Here is a 15,531-nt window from a genome sequence, read left to right on the forward strand (position 1 = left end):
GTATGCACAGACGAGACTTCCTCGGACAGACAGGAGCAACGGCAGGCGCAATCGCAACACCCGGTTTCATCGGGCCGTTTGATCAAATCGGCTCGAGTGACACGCTCACATCGGCGGCGCTGAGCTCGGATATCAACCCCAAGACGTTCGGTGGCGATGCAGTCCCCTCGTTCGTGTTCTCGTATGCGGACTCGGATGATCGAGAAACGCTGCAGTCGTGGGTCGACACGACTGACGGCGCTGACATCAAACGAGACAACCCGACGCTGGGGATGATGGCGATCGCAGCGCCGTGGGAAGAGATCGGGAAGAAACAGTACAACCTGAGCATCGACCAGTTCGAGATCGGATTCGAGCGGATCGATGGCGGCGCACAGTCGCTGAACTATCTCGAGTTCATCGATGCGAATCAAACGCACTCGATTCCGAGCCCGATCGAGGAATTCGCGAGTACGGCAGCGTGGTCGTTCGATCTCGGCTTTTGGGAGAAACAGTCGCTCAAAGCGGCATCCCTCTCTCGAAATCCGGTTCCAGAGCCAACAGGGCTCGCATTCGACGGTGACGCGCCGGAGGCTCAACTGATCGAATCGCGCAAGCACGTCCGCGCGACAAACTCCGTTCGCGATAGCGTCAACACATCCGGTCTCACCGTTGCGGTGATCGATACCGGCGTCAACACTGGAGCGAACCTTCCCGAGAGCCGACTTCACGGCGAGTCGACAGGCTTCGCGAACGACGGCGATCCGACGGTCGCGTCCGAGGGCACGTCGGCGGTCGCGGACGGCGCGGACTCGAGACACGGGACATGGGTCGCCCACTGTATCGCCGGTGCAAACGGCTTCGCGCCGTCGGCGACGGTGCTGGGCCTCAAGGTCTTAGGAGATGACGGCAGCGGACAGACTGCCGATATCGTTGCTGGAATCGAAAAAGCGATCGATGTTGGTGCGGATGTCGCCTGTCTCTCGCTTGGTTCTCCGCAGTGGTCCGAAGCAATGGCCTCTGCACTCGAGAAGGCACGTGAGGAAGGCGTGTTCTGCGCGCTAGCAGTGGGAAATGACAGATATGGGACTATATTTGTGAATAGTCCAGCCGATGCTGACGCCGCCTTCGGCGTACAGGCGTGTAATGTCCCTGAGAGCGGCGAGCGAGGTGACACGAAACTCGCGTACTTCGGTAATACCGGCGAGGATCCCGGGTCAACCGATTTTTCCGGCGGAAAATCTGAGGGCGCGGTTCCGCTGCTGGCTGCGCCGGGGATGAACATCACGATCGAGGTTCCAGACGGACCACAGAACCTCTCAGGGACTTCAATGGCTGCCCCCCACGTTACCGGCGGTGCAGCGCTACTCCGTGCTGCGGGCTACAGCGTCGACGAGACGTGGGATCGTCTCCTCGAGTACGCGTACCCACTCCCGAACGCAGGCGCGACTGAGGCCAAACACGGCCTCCTCGACGTGGAGGCGTCACTCCACGCGACCGACCCCGATAACGACCCGGACGACGTTCGAACCGCAGAAGCCGAATCGCGCGACGATTTCAACATCGCCCTCTCGAGGGTCCTGTAGGTGGGTGAGCATGTCCATGCACCGACGAGAGTTCTTGACGGCCGCGGCCACCAGCCCCGCCCTACTCGGCTTCGGCTGGGGACCGTTCGGATCGAACGAGGACGACACCACTGATCTCGAGTACGACGAGGAAGGGATCCCGAAGTTCCCCGATCACATTACCGAGACACGAGACGATATCGAGGAACTCGAGAACTACCAACCACGGCTTGTCACACAAAACCAGGAAGCGCGGACAGACATGCAGGGAATGTACGGCTGGACGGCCGAAAGCGAGGACCACGATGTCACCGCCCACTATTTCTGGGTCCGATCGAACACCCAGCGACCCCTCTTCTCATATCTTGGTGTTGATTGGGGTCCTGACAAACACCATCTCGACCACGAGCCGATCATAGTCTTTTCCAATCCTGATAATACTATAAATAAGATTGTCTGTTCGGGCGGGCACCACATCGCCCTCGAGATCGACGGCGAGTGGGGTCGGCTTATCGAGGATCGTGTTGCCGATCGGCGGACACACGTCGTCCTCAGACAGATGCGGCCGCACAACCACTTCATGGAGGCCTCGTCGCTCGAGGACGGCGGCTACGTACAGGGCTACTCCGATTTCGGCTCGTGGCTCGACCGATATCGGACATGGTTCCGAAACGGCCGCTACAGCAGTACAGCAGACGTGGCAGTCATGGATCCGTTTTCGTTTTATTCGTCGACAGACGGCCGCACACACTGGTGGCGCAAGGGGACGACAGACGCGTGGGTTGCAAAGCACATCAAACTCCGCTCGCTCTCGTCGCGAGACACGCTCCGGTACGAGGAGGACTGATCTGAGACCATGACTCGAACACATACACGTTACACGACCGGAGGGGTTCCCCCGCCGCCGACAGTCCCACCTCCGGCCTTTTCTGCCCCTTGACCGGGACTCGAGCACCATTCGCTAACTGTACACGATACCACACGAGACACTTCCAATGAGATACATCACCCGACTCGCAACGCTGCTGCTCATCGCCTTCGTCGCTACCGGCTCCATGTTCGCCGGCAGCGCGATGGCGGGCACCGTGACAACGACCGGCGATCTGGCTGGCGACGGTTCTGACACCGTCTCTGGCTTTGCGGCCGCTGACGGCGAGAACAGAACTGTCACCTACGAAACGACGCTGACGACCGACACACTCGATGATTTCGACGAACTGTCGCTGGAGGTCAGTCACGACAATACGACGTACACGACCTACAGCATCGCCGATGCGACGGTCGTCTCCGGAGGTAGTGACGACACGACCGTCCTCGAAGTCGAATTCACAATCGAGGACTCGGATCTCGACCAGCTTCCCGGCGACGCGGGCTCGGCGACCACTGCTGACGTGACGATCACCGAGCTCGAGGCTGGCACTACGACCGAAGAGACCACTGAGTTCGCGGTTGACTACGAATTTGACGAGACTCACGCTGTTCGGACCGTTCACGACAGCAACTCGTCGGATTCAATCGCGTCGATGTCCAGTTCGGATGACGGCGGACTGTTCAGCTTCGACTTCATGTCCTCGTCGCTCAGTACGACCGGGTCTGTCGAGGACACGGTCGGGGTCAACGGCACCCAGACTGATATTCAGGTCTACTCCGAGGACGCTGATCTGACGAGTAACATCGACGATTCCGTCGAAGACGCTGACGCAGGCGACCGCGTCGGAATGCTCATGACCTCGACGCTGGACGACCAGATCATCCGTGTCTACAACGAGGAACCCGGAGCGAAGTTCCCCGGCGGCGACGAGAACGTCTCCGAGACTGAGGACACCTACGCTGTCTACCATGGCAACGGCCACATGACGATCAACCTCGGCGAAGATCGCTACGATTCGTCGACGAGCGAGGTCTCCATGGACATCACGAGCGGCGAAGATGTCGGCTCGGATGCGCTGACCAGCGATCTGGACTACTCGAGGCTGCAGGCGAACGGCCTGACGTTCGGCAACGTGTTCAGCCTCGACACGTGGACGGACCTGATCCCGCTGACCGCTGGTAGCGGCGCACTTGCCGGTTCACTGGTTCTCTTCGGCCGACCGAAGATCGGCGCATAGAGCGGCACCTCCCCCCCTTCGACCCGACCCCGATTTCGATTTCTTTAGCGATAGCGACCCAGCGCGACGTGCCCGCGAGTTCCGATGGCTATGACAGCCGCCCCACTGGGCGGCCACTCCGAGCGTTCGAATCCTCGAGCGGGCTTCATGGCAACCCATGATAGAAGCGGCTTCCCAGAGCCGACCGACGCCGACTACGAGACTGACGACGAGACTGATCAGCATGGGCTTGCGCTTCGAGCGCGACTGCTCGATGCTGGAGAGACGCTGATCGACGTCGTCTCTGACCACCCGATCCGTCAGTGTCAGCCCGACGGCAGCAACTGGCCCCGAACCGAAAACCGTCCGGACCGGAAGACATGGACTCGAGTCCACGGCGAGGGAGATGACGCGATCGAGGAGCAGGTCCAACTGCAGTCGAGGTACCCAACGAGCCTCTGGACGGTGGTTCACCAGCGACCAGACGGCACGGCGGTTACCAAGGCCGCAGGCGTGTCTCGCGAGCGCGCCTACGAGATCGTCGAATCGATGATCGCGACCTTCGATGGCGTTCGACCGGAGCACCGGACCGGACGTGCAGCACAGTAGACGAGCGATTGATTTTCGATACCCATGACCTACGGACAAGACCCAGCCCAGACCAGCGATAGCACCACTCCGGTCTCGAGACGCCGCGTTCTCGCACTGTCGGGAACGACGCTCGCGACAGCCGGGACTGGCTTCGCGACGACGGCCAGCGCCCAAAACGAGAGCGACGGCGAAGACGCCGAGAACGAACCGACACAGGGAATCCTTGCGAACGGCCTTGGCGTTGAAGGTGGCGACAATGGGGCCTATTTCGACGGCCTCTTCGCGAATCTTACCGATTTCAGTTCGCCGCCGTCTGCAGCGACGTTAGCCGATCGACTCGCCAACGAGTTCAATGCGAATTCCGACGCGTGGCTGTCCTATGGCAACTGGGCGATCGCCGAGCACGACAGTGTCGAACCGATGGGGACGGTCACACTCGGGCTCGACGTGATCGTCACCCACCGACTCGAGGACGACGACAAAGTCCCGACCGTGCTCGTGGCCGAATACGACGATGAAGCCGGTGAGTACGTCACCCTCGAGTGGCGGGTCGAAGAGCCCGAGAATCCGGATTATCAAGTCGGACTCAAGAATTCCGCTGCCAAACACGGCGCGGATGACCTACAGTCGTTCCGCCGGAAGTTCATCGACGAGACGGGAAACGATCACCAGATCCCAGACGAGTCGTACGTCAGCGAACTTGCTGGCTTCTACGCGCCGTCGATGCTGTGGGGTGAGGAGTCCAAACACATCCTCCAGCTACTGGTCGGCAACGAGGAGGGTATCTGAACCACTCCGGACCCACTCACAACGACACTATGATTCGAGGAGACGACGACAAAAAGCGGGACCAGAACGGCCGATTCTCGAAGTACGATAGTACCAAGCAGGCCGATCGCGGCAAGCAGGCCCACGAGAACTGGCTTCAGACGAAACTCCGGCGAATTCGGAGCTACTGCGGCCGGCTGATACCCAGCCGCGGTCGAACGAAATCGGGGCCGCGAAAAAAGTAGAGGTAACAGAGATGCAACTTACACACGTCAAGACGGCCGTATCGACCAATCGACTACCGACAACGCCCGAGGTGCGTGCCTAATGGGACTCGCAGGGATCATCAACAGCATCCTCGATTCGATCGAGGCGCTGGCAGATACGACTGCTGAGGCAGCCGATTCGAAGTTCCAGGCGATCACGACGATTGCAATCGTTCTCGTGGCGGTCATCGCGTTCCTGATCGTCTTCGCGGTGAAGCCGTCGTATGCGATTGTACTCTTCGCTCTTGTTATCGGTGCCATGTACCTGCTGGGTATCAACCCCACCGGGGGCGACTCCTCGGGTCCCAGACAATGAGGTGAGTACCAGATGTCACGCAAACGCGGCAACGACGGCCCGAGAGGGCGTGGTAGCAGAATCGATTTGATGAACGCGATCCGGAGCGGCGAGCGAACACTGTTCGTGACGATTTCGAAGGTATTCGTTGTATTCCTCTTCTTCCTTTTTGCCGTCATCTCAGTTGCTGGCGACTCGTATCTCATCGCTGCGCTGGCCGGTGTCGGCGTCTTCGTCACCGCTGCGGTCCTGTTGCCACTTGACGAGATCCGTTCTGATCTCAAGTGGTTCTCGAGCGGCAAGGCCGGCAAATGGCTGCACAACCGCTATCTGGGAATCATGCCCGGTCGATCGCCGGATGACAAACGTGGACGCGGCCAGATCGACCTCTCCCGATTGCTGGTACTCGGCGTGACCGTCCTGCTCGTCTCGAGTCTGTTCGCGACGGGCATCGGGGCGGCCGCGACACAGGACTCCGACGAAGAACGGCAATGCACCGAGGTTGTCCATGACGGCTACCTGACCGACGAGTCCTATGTAACCGAGTTCAACGACACGTCGACCATCGAATCGACCGACCGGAACGTCCGGACATCGCTCGAGGAGACGGATGCGTTCGTTCGTCTGCAAGCCGAGAACCCAAACTCGTATTGCGTCGATATGGTTGTCAAGTTCCATCCGGATATCATCCCGCCAGCAGAGGTCGGTGAGATCACGGATACCGACGGCGAGGTCGACTCGACGTGGCGTAACACCCACGATTTCGAGTCTGACCAGAGCTACACGGAGATCACGTTCACGATGGACGCCGATTCAGAGGTCACCTTCGCACCGAATCGATACCGAGTGCTCGGAATCGCGTGGAAAGACCAGCAGACCGATCCGAGCGGCATCGTCGATCGTCTCACAGCTCCACTCGAGGACGACGATCTGGACAAGCGCACGTACGAGCTCAACTCGAGCGAAGGGTCGATCGTCACGGTCCCGCTCGAGCACAACAACGGACAGTCAATCGACGAGTGGCAAGCGGTCTACCGCGTTGGAGACGGCCGCTGGCGACCGATCACGACCGACAGTGACGACCCAGCGTTCTACAAGGAGACCGACAACGGCGAGTCGCTGCAGTTCCATTTCGACACCGACGATTACGAGAGCGGTGAGATCGAGGTTGAGTTCACAGCGAATCCGAACCAGTGGGATAAGCGAAAGCACGGCTACCGATCCTACACTGCGAGTTGGTCGGATCTGTTCAACTTCAATTTCGATATTATCTCCATCTCGAGTCCGGCACTGACACTCCCGATCGCGGAGGTAGCACGATGAATCTTGGACAGGGAATCACGGCAACGCTAATCCTCCTCGTTCTGGGTGTGAGCTTGATGAATCCGGGGGGACGAGCGATTGCACTGTTTCTCGCTATTGTTATCGTCATCGCCTACGGGTTCATCCAGTTCTTCCCCGAATACATGCTCGCGACGAATCAGGGGAAGAACGCTCGAAAGGACAAACGACGCGACCGACGAGCAAGCGGACTGATCCCGTTTCGCCGAACCTCGAAGCGAGAGAATCGAAGCGGACGGCAGTCGAAGTCGTCCTCAGACGGTGATCAACATGAGTGAAATGGCAACTGTCGGTATCGTCGTCATCGGCGGGCTGATTCTCGCATGGATCCTCAGCATTCGCTTCCATAGCGAGTCTCGAACACTCGAGAGCGCAGTCAGAATCCCATTCAACCTCTCGTGGGTGTTGATCGGCCTGTTCACGATCCTCGGCGGCTACTACAAGGCCGGTGTGGTCGTCTTCATTGCCGGCCTCTACTTTCTGTTCTCGAACACACGCCGCGTTCGGAACAGCGACGTGTCGAAGAGTCCGGGTGGGTGGCGTCGAAAAGCTGCCAATTGGCAACCCTTCGATCGCTCTCGCTGACCATTGCGCTTTCCTCAGCCGTTATAACTTCCCTCGATACAGTGATATGAGCCCACGACACTGCACAACAGGCACCGTCACGACGAACAAAGAGTCGCTGCAACTGTACTTCGACGTTCTGTTCAGTCGCTCACCGAAGAATCCGCTTCGAGGCGCTGGCAAGTACGGTGCATTCTGCGACAGAGACGTGATTGTGATCTTCCCGGCTGGTGAGCTACCTGAGTTCCCACTCGAGGTCTCGCCACCGGATGATCACCAGTTCGACGAAATCAAACCAGACCCATGAGCATGTACACAAAACCGAGCGACCGATCAGCCGATCGTACGGATGCAAAGAGTGCGATCGAAGAGCAACAACGGACGGAACTCTCGAAGGTTCGGCAGCGACTCTTCGATATTTACGAGTACGTTCGCGATGACGATCCCGAACTCTACCAGGAGATCAACCGGTGGCTTCGAGCGTCGGTTTCACTCCCGGATGGGAGCGTCGGCGAGGCTGTTCAATCCCGTCTCCGCGAACTGAAACGCGGGAATAAGATGCGCGATCATCATGGCGTTGACGACCCAACAGACGCATTTCCAGACGATTGTGAGGGCTGCGAGCACTACGGTGTGGCCTGCCCGATGGTCAAGGGCTACCGGGCTAAGAAGACGATCAAACGCGTCCTCGAGACGGCCGAAAGCGACGAAGCAGTGATCAAGGCACTCTCCGATCTCGCGATCGAAAACAACTGCCACGTCGTGCTCGATGAACTCGAGGACTATCAGGGCTCACACGCCAAATTCCTGCAAAAGGGCTATGAACTCGATGCGCGGGCCACAGCCGTCCTCGCCGATACTGACGCCCTCGAGACCGATCACGACGAAATGACGGCCGAATTCACCGAATCCGATATCCCGACCGCAGAAGACGAGGCCCGGATGGAAGCGACTATTGATGGGCTCATGACCGACGAGGAGGATGAAGACGAATGAGAGACACAGAGACGAGAGCAACCCCTAGTGGAGGTGACCGAGCGTGGTAGACATCCAATCAGCAGCGATCGGCGGTGTGGCCTTCCTGGTCTTGCTTGCGGTCGGCTACTGGTTCATCCTGAAAACGACCTCGCTTGGCGACGACGAAAACGATACCGACGCCACCGAAGAACGCCTCTCGATGGGCGAGAAAGACCGCCATCGACGCGTTGGGTTCCGCCATCGGGTATCGCGACAAACGCCGATGACCAAGGCCTTTTTCGGCGCAATCGTCGTCCTCGTGATCTACTTGGCAATTGTCTTGTACCAGGTCGCCGCAACCGGCACCCCGAGCGAGGTTGCCTACGCAAACTACATCGAACAGGGCGTGTTCGGGACCATCTGCGTTTCAGGCGGGATCTGGTTCAAAGCCAAGCAGGACGCGAAAGCCGGCGAACTGCAGGTGATGAAAGAGCAAGACGAGGGGAACGCCCGTCGAACGATCACATTCGACCGTCGGAAGACTCGAGAAACGGACGATGGGACGACACTCGTTCCCGAACTCAAGGAGTCACAGTTCCTCTTCTTGTTTTGGCGGCCACGGTTGGTTGCTGACGATCCAAACCGTCGCGACGCCGACCACCGACTCCCCGACGATCCGGTCCTGTACGAGGTTCCAAACGACGAGTCTGCCGTCTGGGACGAACGAACGGGAGAGGTCACAGTTCGGGCAAAGCGGATCGCCGAAGTCGATAGCGCGACCCGGCCGGCCGATTACGAAATCGTCCCCTCCGAGCGGAAGTCCCAATCCGAGATCCAACAGCTCAAAGACGATATCTCCGAGCTCGAGGAGGAACTCCGCGGCGAGCGAATTACGAATGCGATCCTCTCGGAGAACCTCTCCAAGATAGAGGAGATCCTCACGAACGAGGAGTACGAGGCTCTACAACGGATCAAGGAATCGCGCGAATCACTCAAAGACGACGATCCAGCGCATCATCACCACTACGACGAACGTGAGTCCGAGAACGGGCGTCCAAACCCTGCCTCGAGCGACTAACCCACTTCTCACCCATGACTAAGCATTCACACCGGGTAGCCACCCGGCTGGCAACAGTATGTATCGCCCTACTACTCGTCGGGACCATCCTCGGCGCAGCGGCACCCACGGCAGCCGCGGTCTCGATGGACGGTCCGTCGACGAGTGCCGACATCGCACCGTCGATTCAATCCAACGCCGACAACACGACTGATACGAACACGGCCGACACGAACACGACGACGCAAACAGACGATCCGACCCAAGCCGAGAGCGTCCGGATCACGCCGGAGAACTACGACGAGGACTATCTCAACACAGAGACCCGAACGTCGGACGAGGCCTACAATACCAGCGGCCCCTTCGCGACGTTTACCGTTTCCGAGCCGGTCGATTCTGTTCGAGTCGAACAGTCCAATGCCGACGCTCGAGTGATGGGCGACGGTACTGTGGTCCGAGTCGAGTATAGCAGCGACGCAGCAGGCCAGAACGCGTCGCTCTACACGACGGAGCTGTTCTTCGCTGATGGGTCCTCGCACTCGATCGATCTCTATGCGACCCAAACAGACGTCTCTGTTGAGGCGGCTGAGTACGAGGCATATGGTGACGTGATCGACTACGTCACGGACCAGGCCGACAGCGCCGGCTACGAGGCAACGCCGGGCGGGGCGATGGACTACATCCAAAACACGGAGGACAGAGCAGATTTCTTCGATAGTCTGTTCACCGAACAGGTGATGATGTTCCTCTCGATTGCCTTCGCCGCCGCACAGAACTTCATCACATGGGTTCTGGGCATTACGATCATCGCCGGTCTCGCGATCTACTTCGAGCGCAAGCACGGCTGGATCCTCCGCTTGATGCAACGCGTCGAGCCACGTGCGGTGATCATCCGCGAGACGATCCGACAGGAGTACGAGGACCGACGCAACGCTGCTGCAAAGCACTCACTACAGGATGTTGACGAAATCGGGCCGAACGCTGCACGCTACTGGCGATCATCGGATATCGAGACTGTCGACGACATGATCGAGGCCACCTGCAAAGGCATCGTCAAAGTCAATCGAAAGGGAGAGATCGTCTACGACGAGGACGGAAATCAGGTCTTCGCCCATCACGGGATTGACGATCTGACAGACATCGACCCGCTCACTGTTGAGAAACTCCGGAGTGACACGTGGCTGGCTCCGGTGATCCTCGAAGGCCGGCTAGCGCCGACGACGGCACTCTCGAACATCGAGAGTGCGCTTCGCATCGCTGAGAAGAAGTACAACCGCGGGAACGAGGTACGGGAAACGCGCCGCACAGTCGAAGAACTCAACGCGAGACTGTCGGGCAAGCGCGACCACGAGCGCGCCGAAACGTCGTCGAACGCTGCCCGACCGAATCACCGTCCGAGCGGTGCCGGTACCGGCCACGCCGCTGGGACTGGAGGTGACTAATCGTGCCATCACTATCGCTTATCGACAGTGCAGATCCGGAGACGGACAACACGTCGCGACTGACTCGCTGGTCGAACAGGCTCTTCGGTGACCCACGAAAGGCACCACGCCGGCTTGCAACACTGTTCGTCTTCGCGCTCTTCGGCGTGATCAGCCTCGGCGTGTGGCTCGTTATAAACGCGGAGATGGATACGTCCGGATCGTCGGCCCCGATCATGGGGCCGCTAATGACCGTTCTCACGAGCGTCTGGACAGTCCCTGTGCTTGCGCTCTGGCTCACCCGCCGCTGGGTGTTCTTCAAGCGCGGTCGATATGCGAATACGGCCGCAGATATCACGGGCTGGACCACGAAGACGATCAAACACCTCCGCGACGAAATCAGAACGACCGACGGCTGTACGCGAGTGATTGCGTCGACGGATGACTCCCAAGCAGATATCGCCACCCGAATCGACGCCTCGTTGGACGACGAGTATGACGATGATACCGTTGACTTCTGGCACGCTGCCTCGAGTTCGGATTCGCTGTCCGATCCCGAGGAGATCATCGACTCGGCAGCCTCCAACGCCGACGCCGATGCTGATGCTGATGACGATGGCGAGGCCGACGACCGGTCTCGGCGAGAGCAACTGATCGATCGCGAGCATGACCTGGTCACCGAGTACAATCGGAAAACAGACCGCATCGAGGAACTGCTGAACGAGGCGATCGAGGCCGATATCGATCCTTCGCCGGAGGTCCTGTTTGGAGACGACGCTCGAGCATCGCCGTACGACCTCATGGGCGAGGGATCCCAAGCGGCCGTCGACGAGGCCAAGCAACTGATCGAGGAGTGCGAACAGATCCAACAGGATCTCGATGCAGTCCAAGACGAACTCGATGAACTCGAGGCTACCATTGACGAAGCCTTTGAGGATGTTGTCGGCGGCATCGCGGACGGCTATGCACTCGATGACGCTCTTTTCGAACAGGGATATAACCGCGCTGAATGGCACTCGAGCGATGAGGACACGGATGACCGGTCGCGTTGGACCCGACTCAAATCGGTTCCTCGTCGGCTCCTTTCTGCCTTGGGTCGTCCCGTCCGTGCTGTCGGCCAACGCGTTTCTCGAGGCGAGGCGGACGATGACACAGCCGATTCCGACACATCGGAACCGGACGAACGAGAGATTCCGTGGCGGGTCCGCTTCTTCGAGGAGATGAAGCACCTCTGGCTTGACCTCCAGAGTGGCTTTCGAACCGGCGACGCGATCGTCAAATTCGGCATTCCGGCCGGCGTCGCTTTCGTCCTGCAGTTGTTCGTGGTCGGCCTCTGGACCCATCCAGTTCTCTACCTAGTGTTCGTCGCGACGAGTACGCTAGTCGGATTAGCCTCGTTCTGGGCCATCAAACGACGCCGACAGCGTCGTCTCAAACGCTACCGTACTGACTCGAGTTCCGACTACTGGCTCGATTGCGCTGGGCAGTTCAAGACGGTCGAAACGGCGGACGTGACTGCCTACATGGCCTTCATCGCTGGCCGTCGTTACGCCTCCTACAATCGCGCCGAATTCGTCAAGAAGACGAGTCGGACGATGTACGAGCACGTCTCCGATGAGTGTGTCTCCCCGTCGGATCTCGAGCACAATGCACGCTGTCTCGAACAGATGAAGCCGAATCTGCAGGGCTACCAGGAGAACATCACCGAGGTCGAGATCATGCGCGAGCTCAAACAGACCGTCGAAGGGTCCGAAGACGATATCATCGCGAAAGCCGAGCTCGCGTGGTCGGTGATCGAGCAGCCGTCAACCTCGAGAATCGAGAAACGACTCGGTCACGATCCCGACCTCGTCGCTGCAGAGTATCGGTTCTTGGTCGAAGACGCTCATGTCCTCGACGAGCGCGAAGTCCGATTCACGGACGCCTCCGGCGAGGACCAGTCGATCACGATCGTTTTCCCGGCTGACAAGGACCGACTCCCGGATATGTCGGAACGGCACTCCCAGTTCTCGGATCGATTTTCCGACCGCAAGGGCGACCCGGTGTATGAACTCCCCGATGTGGACCCTCGAGACGATCTGTCTGGGTTCGTTCCGACGCCGAAGGCTGCAGCACTCTTCGATGGCGAAACGCCCGGCGCTGTCACTGGAGGTAGCTAATCGATGTCTACAGATCACAATTCGAGTTCCGACGACGAGGACGCACAAACCGAACTCACCCGATACGACACGATTCAGGCGCGCGATACGACAGACACCGAGACAGCACTCGGAAACCTGCAGAAGAAGAGCCTCGAGAAGAGCAAGCGCAAATCGCAGGCCGAACACGAGGCGCTGATCCGCAAACTCCTCACAGAGGCTCGCCAGTCCCTTGCTGGCGAGAGCGCCTACCACACGGATGATCTCCTGCTCTCGCTCCATTGGCTTATCAAACGGGACCCCAATCTCTCGGAGGTCCTCAGTCCGGGCTACGAGGATCTCGAGGACCAGGCCAAATCGAGGTTCCACAGTCACGACCGCGCACGGTCGAACGGCCGCTCGCCACCGAGCGCGGAAAAGGAACTCCAGACGCTGACGAAGATCGCGAAGCAACTCGGCTATCTCAATTCGATCGTCGATACCTCGAGGTATGCCCCAGTCCGCTTCGCGTCGATCGACGAACCGGGAGCGCGGACGACCGTCGACGAGCCGACGCCGGTCGGCCGGCTTCGGATCGCGAAAGACTCAGCGGTCGATCTCGAGGACCGCGTCGTCGAAATCCCCCACCAATCGTGTGACCATATCGGGGCAATTGCTCTCCCCCGTCGTGGGAAAGACTCAACGCTTGTCTCGCTCGGCAAGAACCTCCAGAGTGAGCACGGCTACTCCTATATCTCGATCATGGACGACGGACGGATGGAGACGCCGATGATTGGGATTCCGAACGACGAGAAGGTGATCCGCGACAACCTCGAGCGGTTCGGGCAAGATCCAGACCCGATGGCGGCCGACGTGTTCGTTCCGTCGATGGGTGAGGTTCCAGACCTGTTGCCGTCGAACTTCACCCTCTTTACGATCGGAATTGATACCCTCTCTCCCCACCTGATCCTTCGGCTCGCCGGCGTCACCAAATCCGACGAGACCGTCGAAGCCCGGATCAAGAAAGCACTCGATGAGACGCTCACGAATAGTGGGTCAGTCTCCGAGTTAGTATCGCGGCTACAGGTTTATGCCCGCGAAATGGAAGCGACCATCGAGTGGACCGAAATCGAGGAGAAGAGCCCGGATTCAACCTCGACACAGACGTATGAGGCCACCTATCAGATGGACGCCGAAAGCGCGCTCGAGAAGGCAGCCCAACGGGTTGCCCAACTCGCAGCGGAGGGATTGATCACGTCTCCGTCGGCGGCGACGAACCTCGATATCAAGGAGATCATTGCCGATCAGGACCGGGCGGCCGTTCTCTGCTGTAACTTCCTCGGCAGCGGGCTCGAGCCGCTCAAGTACGTCATCATGGATCTCTGGTTGCGGCTGATCTACAAGGCCCGCGACGAAAACCCACGGTTGCCTCGCGTTTGTATCGAAATCCGTGAGCTCAAGAACATCGCGCCGTCGAAAATGGCCGATGTTCGGTACAAGTCCGATATCAAGACGCTACGGCAGACGATCTTCTTCCTCACCACGCAGGGTGGCTCGAGGCGAATCCTCCTCCTTGGCAGTACCCAGAAATGGAACGACGTCTACAAGCCGGTCAGATCGAATATCGCCATCAAGTTCCTGCTCCAACTCGGAGAGGACGAAATCGATACGCTGGACAAAACGCACCACTTCTCGTGGGAGCAACAGCAGCAACTCTCCGAGTTCAATATCGGGCAGGGGATGGCGATCACAGAGGGCAGCGCCCACTGGCCGATCGAACTTCGGGGCGCTCCATGTGGGCTCGGACTCGGCGATCGGCATTGGCGCGACCGCTACGGAGTTGCATGGGGCGCACGCGTTCGCGAACACGAAACGGATGCGTGGCGCGGCGACGGGGACGATCCCGAGTGGTGGGTCAATGTCGTCGACTGCCGGGTTCACGACTTCGATGACCACGGGACACCCGATATCGGGCAGTGGTTCCTCCTCCCCGAGGATCTCGAGGATGTCGACGTGTCGCTTGCCGAGGGTGCGCCTGTTCCTGGTCGGTTCACCGAGACGCCGGCCGATGAGCGCCGTAAGTGGGTCGATGCAGCGCTCGAGGCCCGCCGGGAGTACGAGATTCCGAACGATCTCTTGCTCCGGCCCAGCGGCCACGAGAACAAACAGCGGAGCGTCTCGCTGTCCGTCGACGATGTCCAGTCGGGAATCTCCGATATCGCCGAAGACTTTGGTGTCCCTGAGCCGATCCACTCGTGGCTCGAGGCCGACGCCGGCAAGCGCGAGAAATTGATCGAAGCTGTCGAAGCGATCGACGAGTACGACAATATGACCACGACCGGCGATGTCGGCGAGAAACTGTCCTACAGTGCCTCGACACTTCGAAACTACTGGTCGGCCGACGACGGCCTCGGCGAGTGTTGGTCCCAGAAGGGCAAGGAGTACACGACGACGCCGATCGGGAAGCAGGCAGCGTCCCTCGATTGGGAAGAGATCAACGAGCAACTTGAAGAGGTAAAATAG

General features: G+C 59.3%; 14 protein-coding genes. All 14 read left to right on the forward strand.

Features of this window, described 5'->3' with window-relative positions; all coding sequences use genetic code 11:
• The first annotated feature begins 2 nt into the window (after positions 1-2).
• Positions 3-1,565 carry a S8 family peptidase gene (locus ACJYUO_RS18560; protein ID WP_494346822.1) on the forward strand — a complete coding sequence of 521 codons (1,563 nt, stop codon included), beginning with the start codon at positions 3-5 and terminating at the stop codon, positions 1,563-1,565.
• A 16-nt stretch (positions 1,566-1,581) separates the two neighbouring features.
• Positions 1,582-2,391 (forward strand): hypothetical protein, encoded by an 810-nt coding sequence (locus ACJYUO_RS18565; RefSeq protein ID WP_494346823.1) that lies wholly within the window; start codon positions 1,582-1,584, stop codon positions 2,389-2,391.
• A gap of 148 nt (positions 2,392-2,539) precedes the next feature.
• Positions 2,540-3,652: a hypothetical protein gene (locus ACJYUO_RS18570; protein WP_494346824.1), complete on the forward strand. Its 1,113-nt coding sequence runs from the start codon at positions 2,540-2,542 to the stop codon at positions 3,650-3,652.
• A 90-nt stretch (positions 3,653-3,742) separates the two neighbouring features.
• Positions 3,743-4,240 (forward strand): hypothetical protein, encoded by a 498-nt coding sequence (locus tag ACJYUO_RS18575; RefSeq protein ID WP_494346825.1) that lies wholly within the window; start codon positions 3,743-3,745, stop codon positions 4,238-4,240.
• Positions 4,241-4,264: 24 nt separating this feature from the next.
• Positions 4,265-5,011, forward strand: coding sequence for a hypothetical protein (locus ACJYUO_RS18580; protein WP_494346826.1), 747 nt, complete (start codon positions 4,265-4,267; stop codon positions 5,009-5,011).
• A gap of 306 nt (positions 5,012-5,317) precedes the next feature.
• Entirely contained in the window at positions 5,318-5,572 is a 255-nt protein-coding gene (locus ACJYUO_RS18585; RefSeq protein ID WP_494346827.1) for a hypothetical protein, read from the forward strand.
• 12 nt (positions 5,573-5,584) lie between these two features.
• On the forward strand, positions 5,585-6,874 hold the full coding sequence (locus ACJYUO_RS18590; RefSeq protein WP_494346828.1) for a hypothetical protein: 1,290 nt from the start codon (positions 5,585-5,587) through the stop codon (positions 6,872-6,874).
• Positions 6,871-7,170, forward strand: coding sequence for a hypothetical protein (locus ACJYUO_RS18595; RefSeq protein WP_494346829.1), 300 nt, complete (start codon positions 6,871-6,873; stop codon positions 7,168-7,170). Before ACJYUO_RS18590 ends, ACJYUO_RS18595 begins: the two co-directional genes overlap by 4 nt.
• A complete protein-coding gene (locus ACJYUO_RS18600; protein ID WP_494346830.1) occupies positions 7,163-7,477 on the forward strand; it encodes a hypothetical protein in 315 nt (104 codons plus the stop codon). The genes ACJYUO_RS18595 and ACJYUO_RS18600 overlap by 8 nt, the downstream gene beginning before the upstream one ends.
• A 282-nt stretch (positions 7,478-7,759) precedes the next feature.
• Positions 7,760-8,452, forward strand: a complete 693-nt coding sequence (locus tag ACJYUO_RS18605) for a hypothetical protein (RefSeq protein ID WP_494346831.1) — start codon at positions 7,760-7,762, stop codon at positions 8,450-8,452.
• Positions 8,453-8,495: 43 nt separating this feature from the next.
• Positions 8,496-9,491, forward strand: a complete 996-nt coding sequence (locus ACJYUO_RS18610; protein ID WP_494346832.1) for a hypothetical protein — start codon at positions 8,496-8,498, stop codon at positions 9,489-9,491.
• A 14-nt stretch (positions 9,492-9,505) separates the two neighbouring features.
• Positions 9,506-10,912, forward strand: a complete 1,407-nt coding sequence (locus tag ACJYUO_RS18615) for a hypothetical protein (RefSeq protein ID WP_494346833.1) — start codon at positions 9,506-9,508, stop codon at positions 10,910-10,912.
• A gap of 2 nt (positions 10,913-10,914) precedes the next feature.
• Positions 10,915-13,050, forward strand: coding sequence for a hypothetical protein (locus ACJYUO_RS18620; RefSeq protein WP_494346834.1), 2,136 nt, complete (start codon positions 10,915-10,917; stop codon positions 13,048-13,050).
• A 3-nt stretch (positions 13,051-13,053) separates the two neighbouring features.
• Entirely contained in the window at positions 13,054-15,531 is a 2,478-nt protein-coding gene (locus ACJYUO_RS18625) for a hypothetical protein (protein WP_494346835.1), read from the forward strand.

The organism is Natrinema sp. CRL1, from assembly GCF_059162405.1.

Coding starts and splice junctions, on each gene's coding strand:
- ACJYUO_RS18565 (WP_494346823.1), top strand. CDS start 1,582: ATGCACCGACGAGAGTTCTTGACGGCCGCGGCCACCAGCCCCGCCCTA.
- ACJYUO_RS18605 (WP_494346831.1), top strand. CDS start 7,760: ATGAGCATGTACACAAAACCGAGCGACCGATCAGCCGATCGTACGGAT.
- ACJYUO_RS18580 (WP_494346826.1), top strand. CDS start 4,265: ATGACCTACGGACAAGACCCAGCCCAGACCAGCGATAGCACCACTCCG.
- ACJYUO_RS18560 (WP_494346822.1), top strand. CDS start 3: ATGCACAGACGAGACTTCCTCGGACAGACAGGAGCAACGGCAGGCGCA.
- ACJYUO_RS18585 (WP_494346827.1), top strand. CDS start 5,318: ATGGGACTCGCAGGGATCATCAACAGCATCCTCGATTCGATCGAGGCG.
- ACJYUO_RS18595 (WP_494346829.1), top strand. CDS start 6,871: ATGAATCTTGGACAGGGAATCACGGCAACGCTAATCCTCCTCGTTCTG.
- ACJYUO_RS18615 (WP_494346833.1), top strand. CDS start 9,506: ATGACTAAGCATTCACACCGGGTAGCCACCCGGCTGGCAACAGTATGT.
- ACJYUO_RS18570 (WP_494346824.1), top strand. CDS start 2,540: ATGAGATACATCACCCGACTCGCAACGCTGCTGCTCATCGCCTTCGTC.
- ACJYUO_RS18575 (WP_494346825.1), top strand. CDS start 3,743: ATGACAGCCGCCCCACTGGGCGGCCACTCCGAGCGTTCGAATCCTCGA.
- ACJYUO_RS18590 (WP_494346828.1), top strand. CDS start 5,585: ATGTCACGCAAACGCGGCAACGACGGCCCGAGAGGGCGTGGTAGCAGA.
- ACJYUO_RS18625 (WP_494346835.1), top strand. CDS start 13,054: ATGTCTACAGATCACAATTCGAGTTCCGACGACGAGGACGCACAAACC.
- ACJYUO_RS18600 (WP_494346830.1), top strand. CDS start 7,163: ATGAGTGAAATGGCAACTGTCGGTATCGTCGTCATCGGCGGGCTGATT.